The following is a 15417-nucleotide window of genomic DNA, read 5'->3' as shown; positions in this document are numbered from 1 at the left end:
CATGGCAGCACCGGCAGGTCATAGGTACGAGGAGCCAGATGCTCCTCGTCATGATCCCCTCCCCTGCTCCCGAAAGCGTAAGTGGGGCAGATTGGGGGGCGATCAGCCTCAGGCTGCTTGAGCAACAAGGTTGGCGAGGGGCGGGATCCTCGGCTGATCTCCATTCAGTCCCAGCCGGTCCCCGAGATAGGTGAAGAAGGACAGCCCGAGCTTGCGGCAGGTCTTCAGTAGGCCCAGCATGACATCTCGCGCCAGTCGGCCATTGGCGCTCATCGTGCCGCCGGAGATCTTGCGCTTGATCACGCAGGCGCGCAGGTCGTTCTCGGACGCATTGGTGTGCAGCGGGATCTCCGGTCGCTCAAGCACCCGCAACAGTTCGTCCTTGCGCCGCGCCAGGCGGGCCAGCAGCGCATCGAGCTCCTTGTAGCCCGTGCGCAGGCCAAAGATCTTGTCGAATTGCTGCCGGAACACCCTCTCAGCGCCCAGTGCGGGGCTCTGCTTCCACAGCTTCAGGCTGCGATAGAAGCACCAGATCGCCTCGCGGACCAACTCAACTGCTTTGGCCTGCTTGGGCGAGGCGGGCATCAGCTTCTCGAGGTGGCGCTCGGCATGAACCCAGCACAGGGCGTGCGTGGCAACCCGGAACTGGCCGGCATCATCAGACACAACGACGGTGCTCTCCATCAGCCCGTGATGACGGAGAGCGCCCCAGGTGGCAGCTTCATCCAGCGACTGCAGCAGAGGCCGGTCAAAGATGTTGATCGAGCACCGCAGCAGATGCTGCCACCACTCCATCTGCGAATGGAACACTTGGCCCTGGAGCTTGGTCAACCGGGCGGTCACGGCAGCCTCGACAGGCTGCCGGCGCAGATAATCCAGCGCGGCTTCGTTGACGACATACTCGTCACGGCCGGCCCGCAGCAGCGACAGGAAATTCAGGCGCGACTTCGACCGGCTGGTGCGGAACACGGTAAAGCGTTCGCCGCCAATCTGCGTGGTCACCCCAGGACGGCGGGCATGGCGCGCACCGGTATCGTCGACGGTGAGGTAAGGCGAGGAAACCAAGCCCGCCTGCAGGATCGCGTGGTCTTCTCGCTCGAACAGCTCCAGATCCGAGGTGAGCAGGCGCACGACCTGCCGCTTGGAGATCGACAGGTCGATGCCGTTCAGCAGATCAGTCAGGCGCTCGGTGGTCACCTGGCCTTGCGTGTGCAGGGCCAGGCAGAACCGCCGCACGCCGGGCCCATACCCGCCGGTGAGGCCGGGCGGCATTGGCGCGATGATGGTCTTGCCGTTGGGCGTGAGCCAGCGTTCGCGCTTGTAGCGTACCACTTCGGCAGCCAGGATCAGATCCCGGCGCACCAGCGTCTTGTAACCTTTGAAGCGCGAGCCGGGTGGAACCTCGACCTGCAGCGTGACTTCACGCGTCACCCGATCCCGTTTGGTGCCACGCCCAGGGCGCCGGCCCGGACCCGTAGACCGCGGCTGAGTGGCTTTCTCCATGCCGGAGGGGTTGAAGGATGGGCGCGGCGGCAGGTTCTTGAGCCGGGCGATCTCGTCCTTCAAGACCTGGTTGTCGAGGCGCAGTTGCTCGACCTCGTGCTCCAGTCGATCAATCTTACCAGCCAGATCCGAAACCAGCAGGCGCAGGGCCTTCTGGGACAGGGGCTTGGCGGAACCACCGGGCGAGGTCATGCCCGGATTGAATCACGGATGCCCGTCCGGAGGAATCCCTGCCCCCCAATCTGCCCCACTTACCCGAAAGCCACGCTTACATCCTCCAGCTAAGTCATTGATGCTACAAGCTATAGCTTAACCAGTTGAAGCAAAGCAAGGTATTGCTATCGTGAGATGTGAGACAGTTCGATGGCTTGCAAATAAGTATCCGCAGAGATCGAGTATTGTGCTGCTGACGAGCGCCTCTCGGATTTCCCTGGCCGCTGTTGAAGCCGCAGAATGGCTTAAGAAGCCTTTGTTTTAAGCCAGTTTGAGGGAATTTAGGAAAGCCCTCCTCTGCCCAGCTGGTTAACAAAATGGCTTGAGAAACGTCTTCAAACGATCCTTTTCTCGTGATCGTAAAATATGTACAAGGAGCCGAAATTTCTCTAGAGATGGACACATGGCTCCCTCCCCTACTCGACAGCGCCTGGTTGGATACGCCCGCGTGTCGACCGAGGAGCAGGCAACAGACGCTCAGCTCGACGAGCTTAAGGCTGCCGGCTGCGAACTGATCCACCAGGAACATGGGTCCGGCGCCTCTCGAACTCGGCCGGTTCTCTCACGGCTCATTCGCGAGATCTCGAGGGGCGAAGTCCTCGTAGTGGTTCGGCTCGATCGCTTGGCCCGGTCGGTCAGCCATCTGCTCGAAGTGATCGAGACGCTTGAGGAGAAAGGTGCCCACTTCAAATCCCTCCGGGATCCAATCGATACGTCGACCCCGCAAGGCATGTTCTCTCTGCAGGTCCTGGGCGCCGTTGCTCAGCTGGAGCGATCGCTCATCTCGGAGCGCACGAAGGCTGGCATGAAGGCGGCAGCGGCTAAGGGCAAGAGGCCGGGGAACCCCGGGTTGCGTGAGGGACAGCCGGAGGCGATCCGCAAGACGGCCCTCGCCCGTGATCGCGTCTATCTGGGCGACCTTTTGACGGCGGCCAATTCTTTCCTTCCCGTCGTCCGTCAGATGCGGCCGGACCATAGCTGGCGAGATGTCGTGCAGGTGCTGAATGCACGAGGCCAGCGGTGGACGGATCAAAGCCTCCGGAGGGCGATTAAGAGGCTGGTCGCCGAGCGGATGGCTGAGCCGGAGTTGTTACGGAAGGCCGGAAGACGGCCGCCGGACGACCGCATCATGACCCTGATTGCCGGCATTGCGATCTCTAACCCGAACCTCACCCTGCGTGAGATCGGTGCTCAGCTCGAAGGAATGCGAGAGCGGACGCCACGAGGCGGGAGAGACTGGAAGGCCAGCTCGGTCAAATTCCAACTCGACCGAGCCCGCAAAATGGGCCTCGCGGTCCCTGACATCCAGTGATCGCACTGCTGTCACCAGATTTTGCGTTCGAAGTGCGACACTTGGATAGCTCATGCCACCCTTGGTAGATCATGATGACTTGCCAGCAGGCCGTGGACAGGTCGCCGGTAGTTCAATTTGACCTACAGGCCTCGGATCCATAGCCGCGACGGCGCTTCCGCTGGGGCCGGTTCTCCAGAGCTTTGAGCGCCCTGCCCTGACCCTCGTGGACTCTTACAGGCTGGTGGCAAGGCTTCCCGATATCGCCCTACTCGCCGACCCATGCCGCTTAAGGACGCTACCTGCTCCCATTCGCTCACCACGTCTCGCCCGGGTCCTCAAACTCCATCAGCTCGCCGCCAATCCGAACGAGGGCATCATTGAGAGGCGACCTGCCTCTGCCGGCGCCTTTTGGCCGGAGCCCCCTCCCCTGCCCTCGGACGAGCCTACGCTTCACGAGCCGCGTAGCCTCTAGCGCGAGATAGGCCAGTTCCTGATCCGGCATGCCATCCAGGAGTTCGTCAATCTCAGGCCTTGTTGCCTTCGCGCCGAGCGTGCCCAACGACACTGGCTCCGGCGCCTGGGTCTCCTCACGCACCGGCCTCGGCGGGGAGGTCCGGCGGACCGGTTTGACAGGTGGCGGAGGTGCCCCGAACAGGTCCCCTTGTCGCTCATCGCGAACCGGGTTTCGCGCCATGCCACCTCCAGCCTGTTTTCCTCTCGTTAACCATACTGGCCGCCACGCCTTCGTCCTTCAACCAAATGGTGACGGTGCTGATGGTTGTGCGAGAGAATGGCTCCTCATCCTACAAAGGGTTGCTCTGTTCAGCGGAAGGCGCCGGGCGGTCAGCTTCATGAAGATCCGACCCATTATCCACTAGGGAATCGGGCGTCATCTTGGCCCCATGAGCAGGCAGTCGCATAAGAAGGCGGCACAGGCGCGCCAGTGTCGAGCGCAGATCATGGCGGTGGGCCACCATGTCGACCATGCCGTGTTCCTTCAGGAATTCGGCCCTCTGGAACCCATCGGGCAAGTGCTCGCGGATCGTCTGCTCGATCACCCGAGGACCGGCGAATCCGATTAGCGCTCCAGGCTCGGCCATATGGATATCACCCAACATCGCATAGGGGGCAGTCACCCCACCCTTGGTCGGATTGGTGAGAACGACGATATACGGTAGCTTTCTCTCGCGCAGCCGCTGGATGAGAACCGTGGTCCGCGACATCTGCAGGAGGGACAGCATGCCCTCCTGCATCCGGGCTCCACCCGAGGCGGTGAACGCCACATAGGGTGTGGCTCGCTCGATCGCCGTTTCGGCGCCCCTGATGAACGCCTCCCCGGCGGCGACTCCGAGCGAGCCGCCGATGAAGTCAGGGTCATCGGCCGCCACGGTCATTGGCACGCCTTCGACGGCTCCTGTACCGACTTTGATCGCGTCCGCTAACCCTGTTTTCGTCCGGGCCTCTTTCAGCCGGTCGGAGTAGCGCTTGGTGTCCCGGAACTTCAGCGGGTCGGAGTCCACGTCTGGGACGGGCACATCCGTCCACTGTCCACCATCGAAGATCAGCGTCAGGCGCTGGATCGCCGACAGGCGCATGGGTTGACCAGAGCCCGGGATCACCCACCGGTTAGCCTCAACGTCCTTTTGGAACACCACTTGCCCCGATTCCGGGCACTTGATCCAGAGGTTATCAGGCGCATCCCGCTTGAACAGGGTTTTGATCTTTGGCGCAACGTCGGTAATCCAGCTCCTGCGGCGTTCCTTCCCTTATCTGCCGGGGCGGCACAGACCACGGGAATGCAGCAGGAGTGCGACGCCGAACTGGTCGGCCCCTCTCTGGCTGCTCAGTCACAGTTCACACGTCAGAGGGGTTCGGCCATAGCCCGGCTAGGGCAGATCCGAAGTCGGCACTGCATAATGAGGGGACAAAGAGCATTGGTGAGTCCGGCAATACAGCTCACTCGGGCAAGAGAACTCGACGCCTTGGCGGCCGTTCTTCCGATTGCGGCGGCTGATCGCTAGGCTGCGGTGCTGACCGACCCCGATGTCGCCACCCTGAAGCATCTCGCCGGTACATTGCCCGCGGGCAATCACGCGCTTCGAAGGGTGGGGGAGGGACGATCCAGAACGGTTTGAGAGAGCCGACGCAGACCTGTTGCCCGCGGGCAATGTGAAGCCTCACACGAGGTAAATGATGAGTGTCAGGACCGCTTGGAGAAAGATCCAGACCCATTGCCCGCGAGCAATCTCTATGCCGATCGAAACCGCTGAAGTGCTGACGAGCTGGTGATTTGTCACGCCCTAGACCGATTGCCCGCGGGCAATGTACCTCGCCAACATGCGGAGAAGGGTAGGGCAATGCCTCATTAACCATACCAACCCACCAGTCGCCTCTGAGCAGTTGTTGTCCACAAGCGACCACTTTCAACCCGCTCCAACGAACTCGGCACGGCAAACTCGACCCCTTGCCCGCGGGCAATGCCCTCAAGCCACACGGCGGCAGGGAAGGGAAGTACTTTAGATGCAGCGCAAAAATGAAGAATTCTGAAAAATTCGCGCGTCTTTTTCGGTTTCGGGCGATCTCTTTAACTCACCGTTAACGGAGTGCAGGCGAACTAGCGATCAGCGCAAAATTTGCTGATCTCGGTCAATTCCGAGCTGCAATGCTAGGAGCCCTCAATGTCAGCACTCGAGCAATCTACTCTCGATCCAGTGGTTGCGCCCATCGAAGAAAACAACCGGGCGCAGATCTCCCTAGATGCCGAACTGCTAGCGACCGAGCTCCAGAAGCACACGCAGCGCATTTTCCCGCCCGTGGCCCAGAAGGCGATCCGTCGGTTTTCCTCCGCCGAAGCAGCTAGCTTCTTGGGAATCCACGAAGGATATCTTCGTCAATTGGCCGTCGACGGGAAGGCGCCCCTTCCTGAGGTCCAACCGAACGGGAAGCGCACATTCTCGGTTGAAGAGATCAATGCGGTTCGTGAATTCCTCGACAGCAACCAGTCAAACCGGCGCTATATCCCACATCGCACGGCCGGCGAGAAACTGCAGGTTATCTCAGTCATCAACTTCAAAGGCGGCAGCGCGAAAACCACGACTGCTGCGCATCTATCTCAGTATCTGGCCTTAAGAGGCTACCGTGTTCTGGCAATCGACCTAGACCCGCAGGCAAGCCTCTCAACCTTGTTCGGCCAACAGCCGGAACTGGACGTCCTACCAAACGAGACCCTCTATGGGGCGCTGCGCTATGACAGCCAGCGTACTTCCATCGAGGAGATCATTCGCGCAACCTATCTTCCGGGTCTACACTTCATCCCTGGCAATCTGGAGCTCATGGAGTTCGAGACAACGACCCCGGTCGCCAAGGAAGTTCGAACATTCTTCCTTCGCATCACAGAGGCATTACAGCCCGTGGAGGCTGAGTACGACGTTGTCGTGATGGATTGCCCGCCCAACCTTGGGTATCTCACAATGGCAGCACTATCCGCTGCAACGTCGCTCCTCGTAACCGTGCATCCCCAAATGCTTGATGTACTGTCGATGGCTCAGTTCCTGAAGATGGTTGGCGATACCGTAAACCTGTTTGGGAACAGACGTCCGGACTATGACTGGCTTCGTTACCTTATTACGCGACACGAGCCCAATGACGGCCCCCAAAACCAAATGGTCACGTGGATGCGTTCGCTCTTCGAGCATCGTGTTCTGCAAAACCCAGTTCTGAAAAGCACTGCGATCGCGGACTCGGGCCTCACGAAGCAAACCCTCTACGAAGTGGATCGAACCAAGTTCACCAAGAGCACTTACGACCGGGCGCTCGAGTCGCTTGATCTCGTGAATGGTGAAATCGAAGCCAACATCCGTCGCGCCTGGGGGAGGCAATAATGGCCCGCAATGTACTGAATCCTGCACCTAAAGACCTTGGAACAACGTCCGCCCCTGCACCCAATCCAGTAGCGGACCAACAAGCAGCCCTTGCAGGGGCGCTAAACGGGACCAACGATACGCCGATTGCTGTGCGGCCGAACCGTCCGTTCGCCAATCGGCCCCACGCTAAGAGTTCCGTCGCCGGCAGCGAGCAGAGCGCCTCGCCAAGCAGTGAAGTTCCGACGATTCCTCGACAGGTTGCTCCGGTTATGACCTCCCAACAGAGGGTCATGGCAGATACGCTCAACGCAGTTAACCGTGTCGACGAACTTGAGGAGCAACTGCGGTCAGGTCATGCCGTGGTCGAACTTGATCCTTTTATGATCGATGCGTCGTTCGTTCCAGATCGCATGGCTCCCTCGGAAGAGGCCCACAGGGAGCTTGTCCAGGCGATTAGGGCAGACGGACAGATCGTACCCATTCTGGTTCGTCCCCATCCGGCAGAGCAGGGGCGCTACCAAGTTGCCTATGGGCACAGGCGTCTTCGAGCGGCAACCGAACTCGGCATCAAGGTCCGAGCTGTTGTCCGCGAACTCACCGACGAGCAGTTGGTTGTCGCACAGGGCCAAGAGAACAACGCCCGGACAAACCTGAGCTTCATCGAGAAAGCTCGCTTTGCGCTGCAACTGGAAGAGCGCGGCTTCCGTCGCGATGTCATCATGCAGGCTCTTTGCGTTGACCGTCCTAGAGTCTCGCAGATGGTCAAATTTGCATCTAGCATTCCGCTGGAAATCATCAATGCCATCGGGCCAGCACCAGGCATTGGAAGACGGAAGTGGGAAGACTTCGCTGCATTGATCACAAAGGGTAATATCGACAAAGCCCGACACGCGATCGAGCGGGCTGAAAATTCGGGCCGGGATAGCGACGCAAAATTTGAGGCAGCCTACAAGGCGCTTACAACCAAAGCCGAAATCGCTCGGCCTGAACTCTGGACTGCTCCCGACGGCGCCCGCTTGGCCAAGTACACCGAAACCGACGAGAAGTTCTCGCTCATCATTGATCGGAAGCTCTCGCCACGTTTTGGGAAGTTCCTCCTCAGCCGTCTGGAGCAACTCTACAACGAGTTTCAGGCCGCAGACAAAGAGTGAGGGTTCGTCACTACTTCGATCCAGCATCGCTTCAGTCATCGCTCAGAGCGAGATTGAGGCGATGCTCCATCAACAAACCAGCGCCTATCCGGCAGTTGCTGCAATGAATTGAGCAGCTTTCCATTGTCGACAGGATCAGCCATTGTCCCATGCACGATGGTCCAAACGCGTCAAATGCCAACAGAGGCGGGGAGGGGGTACGAGCTTGTAAGAACGGCTATCCACGAACGATACTATGTACATAGTTCGATGTTGTGTTTAATCGATCGTTTGCGGACGTTCCTGAAGCTATTTTGTTAACCAGCGGAGCGGAGGAGGGCTTTCCTAAGTTCTCCTAAACTGGCTTAAAACAAGGCTTCTGGAGCCATTTCGCGCCTCCAGCACGGCCAAATCGCGTACAGAACCCGTCCGCTGGCAGCAGACGATCTCAAGCCCTTGACATGCAGCGCTGCAGAGCGCTGGATTACCTTATCCCATATCGTAGAAATCTCTTAGTTAGCTTACCTCGCTGAAGCTTTGACTTGCTTCATCAATGACTTAGCTCGGGATCCAAGCATGAAATCCGAAAGCTGGGCAGGGGCATTGATAACAAGGTGCATACGGCTCCCTGTAATTACGATCTGCTGCAGCTGCGGCGGAAGCACTTCGCTGGAGAGATCAGTCGCCTCACGGATTTCTGCTAATTTCGGATTGCGAGCGGCGCACCGCACCTCCGGCCATGATCCCAACAGAGAGCGGGTCGAAGCTGGTCAGACGGCTGTAGTTCCCTCCTGCACCATTCCCGCTTGCTAGCCCGGTGCCGATCGGATCAATCCCGCTGATCTCGATCCGCGTGTTGCCAAGTCCTTCTACCATCACGAGATCGAACAGAATGCTTGCGTACTTGGGCGCCAGCCGCACGCAGCCGTGCGAGGCCGGTGTGCCGAGGCGGTTCGTGGCACGGCTGCCATGAATGGCATGGCCCGTATCGGTGAAGAAGATCGAGTGCGGCATGGGGGCGTTGTCCCATTCCCGTGAGTGATGCATCTTGGCCAGCCGTAATGGTGCGAACGTTCCGACCGGCGTCGAATAATCGGCAGTGCCCGTCGATACAGGCCAGGAATAGCGGTGCTGCCCGTTGACGAACACAGTCATGCGCTGGGTCGTCTTGTTGACCATGACCGACACCTCGGCGATTGCAGGGGCGGCAAGGACGATGCTTCCGAGCAGTGTGATGACGGATGACATGGCTTTACGCATCGATCAGCCTCCGGTGCTGTTCAGATCCAGGTTAAGACACTGCACAGGGATGACTACCGAAAACGGCTAAGGTTCCACCTCACAGCAGGCTGTGCCCACAATCCAAGGCACCGTGACGGTAAGTGCACGTTGTCATGACGGTGAAACAAAGCTCGCGATGCCTGCAGTCGCACGATCCCAGCAGCCTCTAACGGGTTGGGGTCAGGCGCGGCAGGGGAGAAGGATCTTTCAGCTCGGAAACTCTGGCAGTTAAACCCTGTTCTTGTACGTCGCACAGATGCTTCATTCCGCGCATGCAGACGGGGCTTGCATTAGGGAACACGAGAAGTTCGACTGCAGCCAGCCGAGCTGGGGGAGGGTTGGGCAGAGCAGCCCAGGACCGACACAGGATTGGCGCAGCATTCAGAGGTCACAGGCCGGGAGTACGTTCAATGCAGCCATCACACCGCCTCAGCCGCCGCAGTGTTCTCCGCGCTTTGGCTGCGACCAGTGCCACTGCGATGATGTGGCCCCTGACCGGTGCCGCAGAGCCAGGTCCGGTTCTCACCAGACCCGTCCCTTCGACTGGAGAGGCCTTGCCGCTGGTCGGACTCGGCACCTGGATCACGTTCAATGTCGGCAACGACACCGAGGCCCGGGACAGCTGTGCCGAGGTCATGCGGGCGTTCTTCGAGGCCGGCGGGCGCCTGATCGACTCCTCTCCCATGTACGGCTCATCGCAGGAGGTGGTCGGCTATGGATTGCAGAAGCTCGGTTCTCCGACAGGCCTGTTCTCGGCCGACAAGGTCTGGACCTCGTCGGGCTCAGCCGGCTTAAGCCAGATCGAGGCATCGCGCCGCTACTGGACAGTGCCTCGCTTCGACCTGCTGCAGGTCCACAATCTCCTCTCTTGGGAGGCGCACCTCAGAACGCTCCTTGTCATGAAGGCGGCCGGCGAGGTGCGCTATGTCGGGATCACTACCTCGGAAGGTCGCCGGCACGGCGAGTTCGAGCGCGTGATGCGTCAGCATCCGCTCGACTTCATCCAGGTGACCTACAACATCCTCGACCGTGAGGTCGAAGAGCGCATTTTGCCTCTGGCCGCAGAGCGCGGCATCGGGGTGATCGTGAACCGACCGTTCCAACAGGGCGCCCTGATCGGTCGCCTGGAGCGCCATCGTCTTCCCACCTGGGCGGCCGAGATCGATGCGAGAACCTGGGCGCAGTTCATTCTGAAGTTCATCGTGTCTCACCCGGCCGTGACCTGCGCCATTCCGGCAACCACCCGGGTGGATCATGTGCGCGAGAACATGGCGGCCGCCACTGGACAGTTGCCGGATGCAGCCATGCGGGCTCGCATGATCGCTTATGTCGAGGGCCTCTGATGGGGGACTGGCTGTCGTACACCCCATCGGATTTCCTGCTGTTTTCGGCCCGCACCTATTACCGTCTGTTCGAGCTCTACAACCGGGCAATCTGGCCGGCGCAGATCCTGGCATTGCTGCTCGGCCTCCTCATTCTGTGGCGGTTGCATCGCGCCAGCCCACGGCAGGGTTCGGTGGTGACGGTGATCCTTGCGGCCGGCTGGCTTTGGACGGCCTGGGCTTACCTTGTGGAGCACTACGACACTATCAACTGGGCGGCACGCTACTTCGCTATCGGCTTTGCCATGGAGGCAGTGCTGCTGATCTGGACAGGGATCGTTCGCAACCGGCTCTCGTTTAGGCCCTACAGGGATTGGACCAGCCGGACCGGAATGGGACTGTTTCTGTTCGCGCTGGTAGTTCAGCCATTGCTTGGCCCGCTTGTCGGTCGCGACTGGACGCAGGCCGAGATCTTTGGTGTCGCGCCTGATCCCACCGTGCTTGCCACACTCGGCATCCTGCTGACTGTGCACACGCGCCCCCCGTGGGGGCTCATGGTCATTCCGCTGCTCTGGTGCGCGCTCAGCGGAGCAACCCAGTGGACCATGGGCTCGCCCGATGCCGGGATCATGCCGGTGGCCGCCCTTGGTGCTCTTGGGCTGGCCCTTTATCGGGTGTTGTCGGTACGAGGGCAGGGCAGGGGACAGGCCGAATACCGAGGGTAACCAAGCAGTTTGCATCGTGAGTGCGTCGTCAGCCTGATGGATGAAGTCTTGCCGGACGACTGCCACGCAGGGGGCCTGTGCTCGATCTATTGGGATCAGCAGAAGAGGTAACATCCGCTGCCTGGTTGCAGGCGGAGCCTCTGGCTTTTTAATCAGAGGGTTCTGGGTTCGAGCCACAGCGCGCTCACAAACACTATCAAAGGGTTACCGGCATATGCCCTTTGAGCGATTTCTATCCAAGTAGCCAGACGGTCGGGCAGGAGTGGCCGGCTCGTGTTTCATACCATTCCGTACGGTGAGTCTAGCCGCACTTCCGCACATCCATGCACATCTCGCCACACCACGTATGAGCCGATTTACGTCTTTGAGGGAGGGCCTTCGGCATCGCTGCCGGTTGCCGGCGTGAATACCTTCATTCCATTCAGGCTGAAGCTCGCGATGACGGTCCGGGCCGGCTCCGATGACAGCCAATCAAACCATGCTCGAGCGTCGTGCGAGGTCTCCCGGACCAGATAACTGACATAGTCGGTGCGCAGAACCGGATCTCCTTCCACCAGCACCTCGAGACCGCGCCGGTTCTCCTGAGAGGCCCATGTCATGCGTTCGACCAGAAGGTAGGCGCCCATGCTTCCGGCTTGCCTGAGAACGCCGGCTTCATCGCCGTGGCCTTCGAGGTACCAGGTCGAGCGGGTCTGGACATTGACCCCGATGCTCTGCCACAGGGACAGCTCCAGATCCCGCGTGCCGAGCGCGGCGCTACTGGACATGTAAGCTCCGCGCGCCGATGCGATCCAGCGCAAGGCCTTCCTGATATCCTTCAAGCCCCGCACGCGGGCCATTTCTGCCCGTGATCCCACCAGAATGACATCACCTGAAAAGACGACCCGGGAGGGTACCTGGCTGGTAGACTGGAGCCTTTCAGCAAGGCGTCTTGGAAGGAGAGCCGCATCCGCACCGGAGTCCGGTAGCGGTGCAGTTGGGTTCAGCTCGGTGGCGGTGACGGCAATGCCGGTCTCGGCCTGAAACGCAGGAGCCAAAACCTGCACGAATTGGACCAGAGCTCCGCCCGGCACCCCAACCCTGATGGTGCGCTCTTGCGCTCTGGCCGGGCCCAAGCAGAAGAGGGCGGTGACCACGATAGCCAAGACGGTCCGGTACAGTGACATCAAACCTCCGCCGCGCTTGATAGCGGTAATGATGACAACAGGCTGGATCGGCACTGGTTCATCTGATGCGCTGAGGGCAGTCTCCGTTCAGCCCGTCCCTTGCGAGGAGGCCGATGCAGGCACGATGTCGGCCTCACGCACCACGCGCTGGACCGGCCCAATTGCGGCCTTGATCCGGTAGAGTGGTTCGTCGTCCGGTCCGGAGGGAAGAAGGCGCAGGATCTCGTAGATCCCGGTGTTGTCGAGAAGCCGTTCCCTTGGCCGCACAAGCTGGCCAACTCCGAACCTGTGAGTCATGGCGTCTGTTCCTCGTCCCTGAGCGCGGCTCTTCTGAATGGCCGACCCGATGCTGAACCAACCGCGTCGCTTGGCTTGGCGTTCCAGCGGATGCTGTCCTTAGGGTTGGGCTATTCATCACCACACTCAAGCCTGGCTCTGTTCAACAATCCAGGAGCAACTCTGCTGCTCGTCCATGTTATGCGTTGAGATCCATGACTGCCGTCGCATCCCTTCTAGGGACAGATCAGGAGAAGGTTGATGCTTAACTGGCTTCTTGGCCCTAGGACCAGCAAGGCCGCACAACCTGCCTGGGTCCCGGAGATGGTCGATCGCGTGGGCCGACACGTGGAGGATCAGGTGTTCGCCATCACCGGACGGCGCGGGGCGCTCCTCCCATCGCACAGCAGCATGACCGACCTGCTGATCGGAGCCTACATCCTGGGCGCACTGGAGAGCTACGCCCGCACCATTCCCGAGATCCAGAATGCCCCTGAATCGGGTAACACCCGTGAGCTCCTCAGGGGCGCGGCCACTGACGTGTGCGCGCGGGTGTTCGGTCCGGAGTGGGTGCACTGGGTCCGCAGCCGGCTTCCACAATGGGATGGGCCGCCGGCATACCACCCCACCTTCCGGCGGGAGCTTTCCAGCATGTGCTGTCGTGGTGCCCGTGACGGGCGATGTCTGGCTTCCAATGATCCCCTCAGCTTCGCCAAGGCCGGCAGCCTGCTTGCCTTTCTGCTCGAGATGATGGAGCCACAAGTGCAATGATGCGTCGCCTGCTGGACGCCTAATGGACCGCAGCGCAAGGAGCGGACGCGATCATCTACCATCCCAATGCATAGGCTTCCACACTCAGGACGCGCGAGCCTATCAGGTGCTGGTATGCGGCGTCCGTCAGAGCTTTGTGCCGGTGATCTGGAAGGGAGCGGAACGCACCTTCCACTCCGCCTCTTCGGCCGCGACGGTCAGCACAAAACGCTCCTGACCCGTGCTCCAGTCAGGAACTCTCACAGTGGCCTGAAGGGTCCCGTCCGCGCTGGTCCTGGCTTGCTGGAGAACCTCGTAGGCGGTCCGAGGTGCGCCGCCGCCGATGACCACCCCAGTGTCGGCGGGGAGACCCTTGGCGGATACGGTCACCGTCGGGTGTTGTCATGTCTGGATGGCGCCCGTTTGGCAATGTGCTTCTTGATGACGTTTTGGCCCAGCGGGGCGGGTGCAGTCATGTCTCCGGCCTTGAAGCGCGGTGCTGCATGACCGCAGGCCCTGATGTTTTACGCTGGAAACTGGTCCCTCTCACGTTATCGCGCTCGACTGACGCTAGACAACACCACGGGTTTGCCAGCTCCGGCGGTCCATGTCCGCTGTGGCTTCACATCATCTCATCGTCACCGTGCCAACTGGTTGCCCTCAGGGGTGAATAGTCTGTGCGTGCCGTCTATGGTGCCGCCGGCGCGGCAGCTCCCTGGCGCGCAGGCTCGTAAGCCGTGCTCCTGGCCATCACCGCCTAGGCGATCCGGGCCATCTTGTTGGCCAGCGCAACGGCCACCACCTTGAATGGCTTCTTGGCCAGGAGGCTTCGGGCCCAGTCCGCCAAGGCCGTCCGGGTCTTGCCAGACTTCATGCTGTAGAGCGCCGCGTGCGCGCCCACGACCAGCAGCTTGCGCAGGTGCCGGTTGCCCATCTTGGAGATGGAGCCAAGCCGCGGCTTGCCGCCGGTTGAGTGCTGCCGGGGCACAAGACCCAGGTAGGCGGCAAACTCCCAACTGCCCTGAAACAGGCTGGCGTCCGGGATGCTGGCCGAGAGACAAGAGGCCACAATCGGACCAATGCCTGGAATGCCGGCGAGCCTCGTGCTGACGGGATCGCTGCGATGGGCAGCCAGAATGGCTTTGTCGAGCTTGGCGATCTGCGTCTCGATCCCGAGCAGCATGGTGGCCAAAGGCTGGAGCGCAGTTCGAGCTGCGCCGGGAAAGTCTGGATTGGCCTCATCCTGAAGATAGTCAATCAGCTGATGCGTGTTGCGCACCCCTTGAGCGACCACGATGCCCAGCTCGGCAAAGTGCCCGCGCAGAGCATTGATCAGGGCCGTCCGCTGCCCGATCAGGAGATCACGGGCTCCGTGCAGCATGAGGGTGCTTTGCTGCTGTGGACTTTTGACCGGAACGAAGCGCATGGACGGCCGCGTGACGGCCTCACAAATCGCAGCTGCGTCTGCGGCATCATTCTTCTGCCGGCGCAGATACGGCTTCACGTATGCGGGTGGGATCAGGCGGACGTCGTGACCGAAGGCCATGAACGTGCGGGCCCAGTGATGCGCGGTTGCGCAGGCCTCCATACCGATCAGGCAAGGCGGAAGAGTGCTGAAGAACCCAGGCACCTGGCTGCGGCGCAGCGCCCTGCGCAGGACGATCTTTCCGGTCCTGTCCACGCCGTGCAGCTGGAAGACGTTCTTTGCGATATCAAGGCCGATCGTGACAATCTCTGGCATAGGCGTGGATCCTCTCGGGTTTCGGACATGCCCATTCTGGCATGTCTGATGCTGGTGGAGGGCGCCATCCACGACATCACATTAACCCGAGTATCAGAGGGAGGCGTGTAGGCAGGCCGGTATGAGCAAGTCCGTCAGCTACAAACACCATCG

14 protein-coding genes are annotated in these 15417 nt (G+C 60.6%); 6 read left to right on the top strand and 8 right to left on the bottom strand.

What is annotated here, in order from left to right; genetic code table 11:
* Nucleotides 1-108: 108 nt before the first annotated feature.
* Nucleotides 109-1695: an IS66 family transposase gene (locus JKG68_RS26920; RefSeq protein WP_202064914.1), complete on the bottom strand. Its 1587-nt coding sequence runs from the start codon at nucleotides 1693-1695 to the stop codon at nucleotides 109-111.
* A gap of 424 nt (nucleotides 1696-2119) precedes the next feature.
* Between JKG68_RS26920 and JKG68_RS26915 the strand changes: the two genes are divergently transcribed.
* Nucleotides 2120-3028: a recombinase family protein gene (locus tag JKG68_RS26915; protein WP_202064911.1), complete on the top strand. Its 909-nt coding sequence runs from the start codon at nucleotides 2120-2122 to the stop codon at nucleotides 3026-3028.
* 295 nt (nucleotides 3029-3323) lie between these two features.
* Here JKG68_RS26915 and JKG68_RS26910 read toward each other — a convergent pair whose 3' ends face one another.
* Entirely contained in the window at nucleotides 3324-3569 is a 246-nt protein-coding gene (locus JKG68_RS26910; protein ID WP_202064909.1) for a hypothetical protein, read from the bottom strand.
* Between the two features lie 244 nt (nucleotides 3570-3813).
* On the bottom strand, nucleotides 3814-4752 hold the full coding sequence (gene accD / locus JKG68_RS26905) for an acetyl-CoA carboxylase, carboxyltransferase subunit beta (RefSeq protein WP_202064917.1): 939 nt from the start codon (nucleotides 4750-4752) through the stop codon (nucleotides 3814-3816).
* Nucleotides 4753-5688: 936 nt separating this feature from the next.
* On the opposite strand from accD, the gene repA reads away from it, so the two are divergent.
* Both repA and repB read left to right on the top strand, forming a co-directional pair.
* On the top strand, nucleotides 5689-6891 hold the full coding sequence (gene repA / locus JKG68_RS26900) for a plasmid partitioning protein RepA (protein WP_202064907.1): 1203 nt from the start codon (nucleotides 5689-5691) through the stop codon (nucleotides 6889-6891).
* Complete coding sequence (gene repB / locus JKG68_RS26895; RefSeq protein WP_202064905.1) at nucleotides 6891-8024, top strand: plasmid partitioning protein RepB; 1134 nt, start codon at nucleotides 6891-6893, stop codon at nucleotides 8022-8024. The genes repA and repB overlap by 1 nt, the downstream gene beginning before the upstream one ends.
* 666 nt (nucleotides 8025-8690) lie before the next feature.
* Here the strand turns inward: repB and JKG68_RS26890 are convergent.
* On the bottom strand, nucleotides 8691-9263 hold the full coding sequence (locus JKG68_RS26890; protein ID WP_202064903.1) for a L,D-transpeptidase: 573 nt from the start codon (nucleotides 9261-9263) through the stop codon (nucleotides 8691-8693).
* 500 nt (nucleotides 9264-9763) lie between these two features.
* On the opposite strand from JKG68_RS26890, the gene JKG68_RS26885 reads away from it, so the two are divergent.
* Both JKG68_RS26885 and JKG68_RS26880 read left to right on the top strand, forming a co-directional pair.
* Nucleotides 9764-10627 carry an aldo/keto reductase gene (locus tag JKG68_RS26885; RefSeq protein ID WP_202064916.1) on the top strand — a complete coding sequence of 288 codons (864 nt, stop codon included), beginning with the start codon at nucleotides 9764-9766 and terminating at the stop codon, nucleotides 10625-10627.
* Nucleotides 10627-11331 (top strand): DUF6064 family protein, encoded by a 705-nt coding sequence (locus JKG68_RS26880; protein ID WP_202064896.1) that lies wholly within the window; start codon nucleotides 10627-10629, stop codon nucleotides 11329-11331. The genes JKG68_RS26885 and JKG68_RS26880 overlap by 1 nt, the downstream gene beginning before the upstream one ends.
* A gap of 356 nt (nucleotides 11332-11687) precedes the next feature.
* On the opposite strand, the gene JKG68_RS26875 is transcribed toward JKG68_RS26880, so the two are convergent.
* Both JKG68_RS26875 and JKG68_RS26870 read right to left on the bottom strand, forming a co-directional pair.
* Entirely contained in the window at nucleotides 11688-12497 is an 810-nt protein-coding gene (locus JKG68_RS26875) for a substrate-binding domain-containing protein (RefSeq protein ID WP_202064894.1), read from the bottom strand.
* A gap of 87 nt (nucleotides 12498-12584) precedes the next feature.
* On the bottom strand, nucleotides 12585-12794 hold the full coding sequence (locus JKG68_RS26870; protein ID WP_202064893.1) for a hypothetical protein: 210 nt from the start codon (nucleotides 12792-12794) through the stop codon (nucleotides 12585-12587).
* Nucleotides 12795-13034: 240 nt separating this feature from the next.
* Here JKG68_RS26870 and JKG68_RS26865 point away from each other — a divergent pair, with 240 nt between their 5' ends.
* Nucleotides 13035-13544 (top strand): hypothetical protein, encoded by a 510-nt coding sequence (locus tag JKG68_RS26865; protein ID WP_202064891.1) that lies wholly within the window; start codon nucleotides 13035-13037, stop codon nucleotides 13542-13544.
* Nucleotides 13545-13670: 126 nt separating this feature from the next.
* Here the strand turns inward: JKG68_RS26865 and JKG68_RS26860 are convergent, their stop codons facing one another.
* Entirely contained in the window at nucleotides 13671-13913 is a 243-nt protein-coding gene (locus tag JKG68_RS26860) for a hypothetical protein (protein WP_202064889.1), read from the bottom strand.
* Between the two features lie 367 nt (nucleotides 13914-14280).
* On the bottom strand, nucleotides 14281-15264 hold the full coding sequence (locus JKG68_RS26855; protein WP_202064887.1) for an IS110 family RNA-guided transposase: 984 nt from the start codon (nucleotides 15262-15264) through the stop codon (nucleotides 14281-14283).
* Nucleotides 15265-15417 lie beyond the last annotated feature (153 nt).

It is taken from the genome of Microvirga aerilata (assembly GCF_016743775.1).
Taxonomy (GTDB): domain Bacteria; phylum Pseudomonadota; class Alphaproteobacteria; order Rhizobiales; family Beijerinckiaceae; genus Microvirga; species Microvirga aerilata.
This window is presented reverse-complemented; position numbering and strand designations above follow the sequence as displayed.

Bases quoted from the DNA above. Each gene is read 5' to 3' on its own strand.
- JKG68_RS26920 (WP_202064914.1), bottom strand. From the start codon at position 1,695: ATGACCTCGCCCGGTGGTTCCGCCAAGCCCCTGTCCCAGAAGGCCCTG.
- JKG68_RS26915 (WP_202064911.1), top strand. From the start codon at position 2,120: ATGGCTCCCTCCCCTACTCGACAGCGCCTGGTTGGATACGCCCGCGTG.
- repA (WP_202064907.1), top strand. From the start codon at position 5,689: ATGTCAGCACTCGAGCAATCTACTCTCGATCCAGTGGTTGCGCCCATC.
- repB (WP_202064905.1), top strand. From the start codon at position 6,891: ATGGCCCGCAATGTACTGAATCCTGCACCTAAAGACCTTGGAACAACG.
- JKG68_RS26890 (WP_202064903.1), bottom strand. From the start codon at position 9,263: ATGCGTAAAGCCATGTCATCCGTCATCACACTGCTCGGAAGCATCGTC.
- JKG68_RS26885 (WP_202064916.1), top strand. From the start codon at position 9,764: ATGATGTGGCCCCTGACCGGTGCCGCAGAGCCAGGTCCGGTTCTCACC.
- JKG68_RS26880 (WP_202064896.1), top strand. From the start codon at position 10,627: ATGGGGGACTGGCTGTCGTACACCCCATCGGATTTCCTGCTGTTTTCG.
- JKG68_RS26875 (WP_202064894.1), bottom strand. From the start codon at position 12,497: ATGTCACTGTACCGGACCGTCTTGGCTATCGTGGTCACCGCCCTCTTC.
- JKG68_RS26870 (WP_202064893.1), bottom strand. From the start codon at position 12,794: ATGACTCACAGGTTCGGAGTTGGCCAGCTTGTGCGGCCAAGGGAACGG.
- JKG68_RS26865 (WP_202064891.1), top strand. From the start codon at position 13,035: ATGCTTAACTGGCTTCTTGGCCCTAGGACCAGCAAGGCCGCACAACCT.
- JKG68_RS26855 (WP_202064887.1), bottom strand. From the start codon at position 15,264: ATGCCAGAGATTGTCACGATCGGCCTTGATATCGCAAAGAACGTCTTC.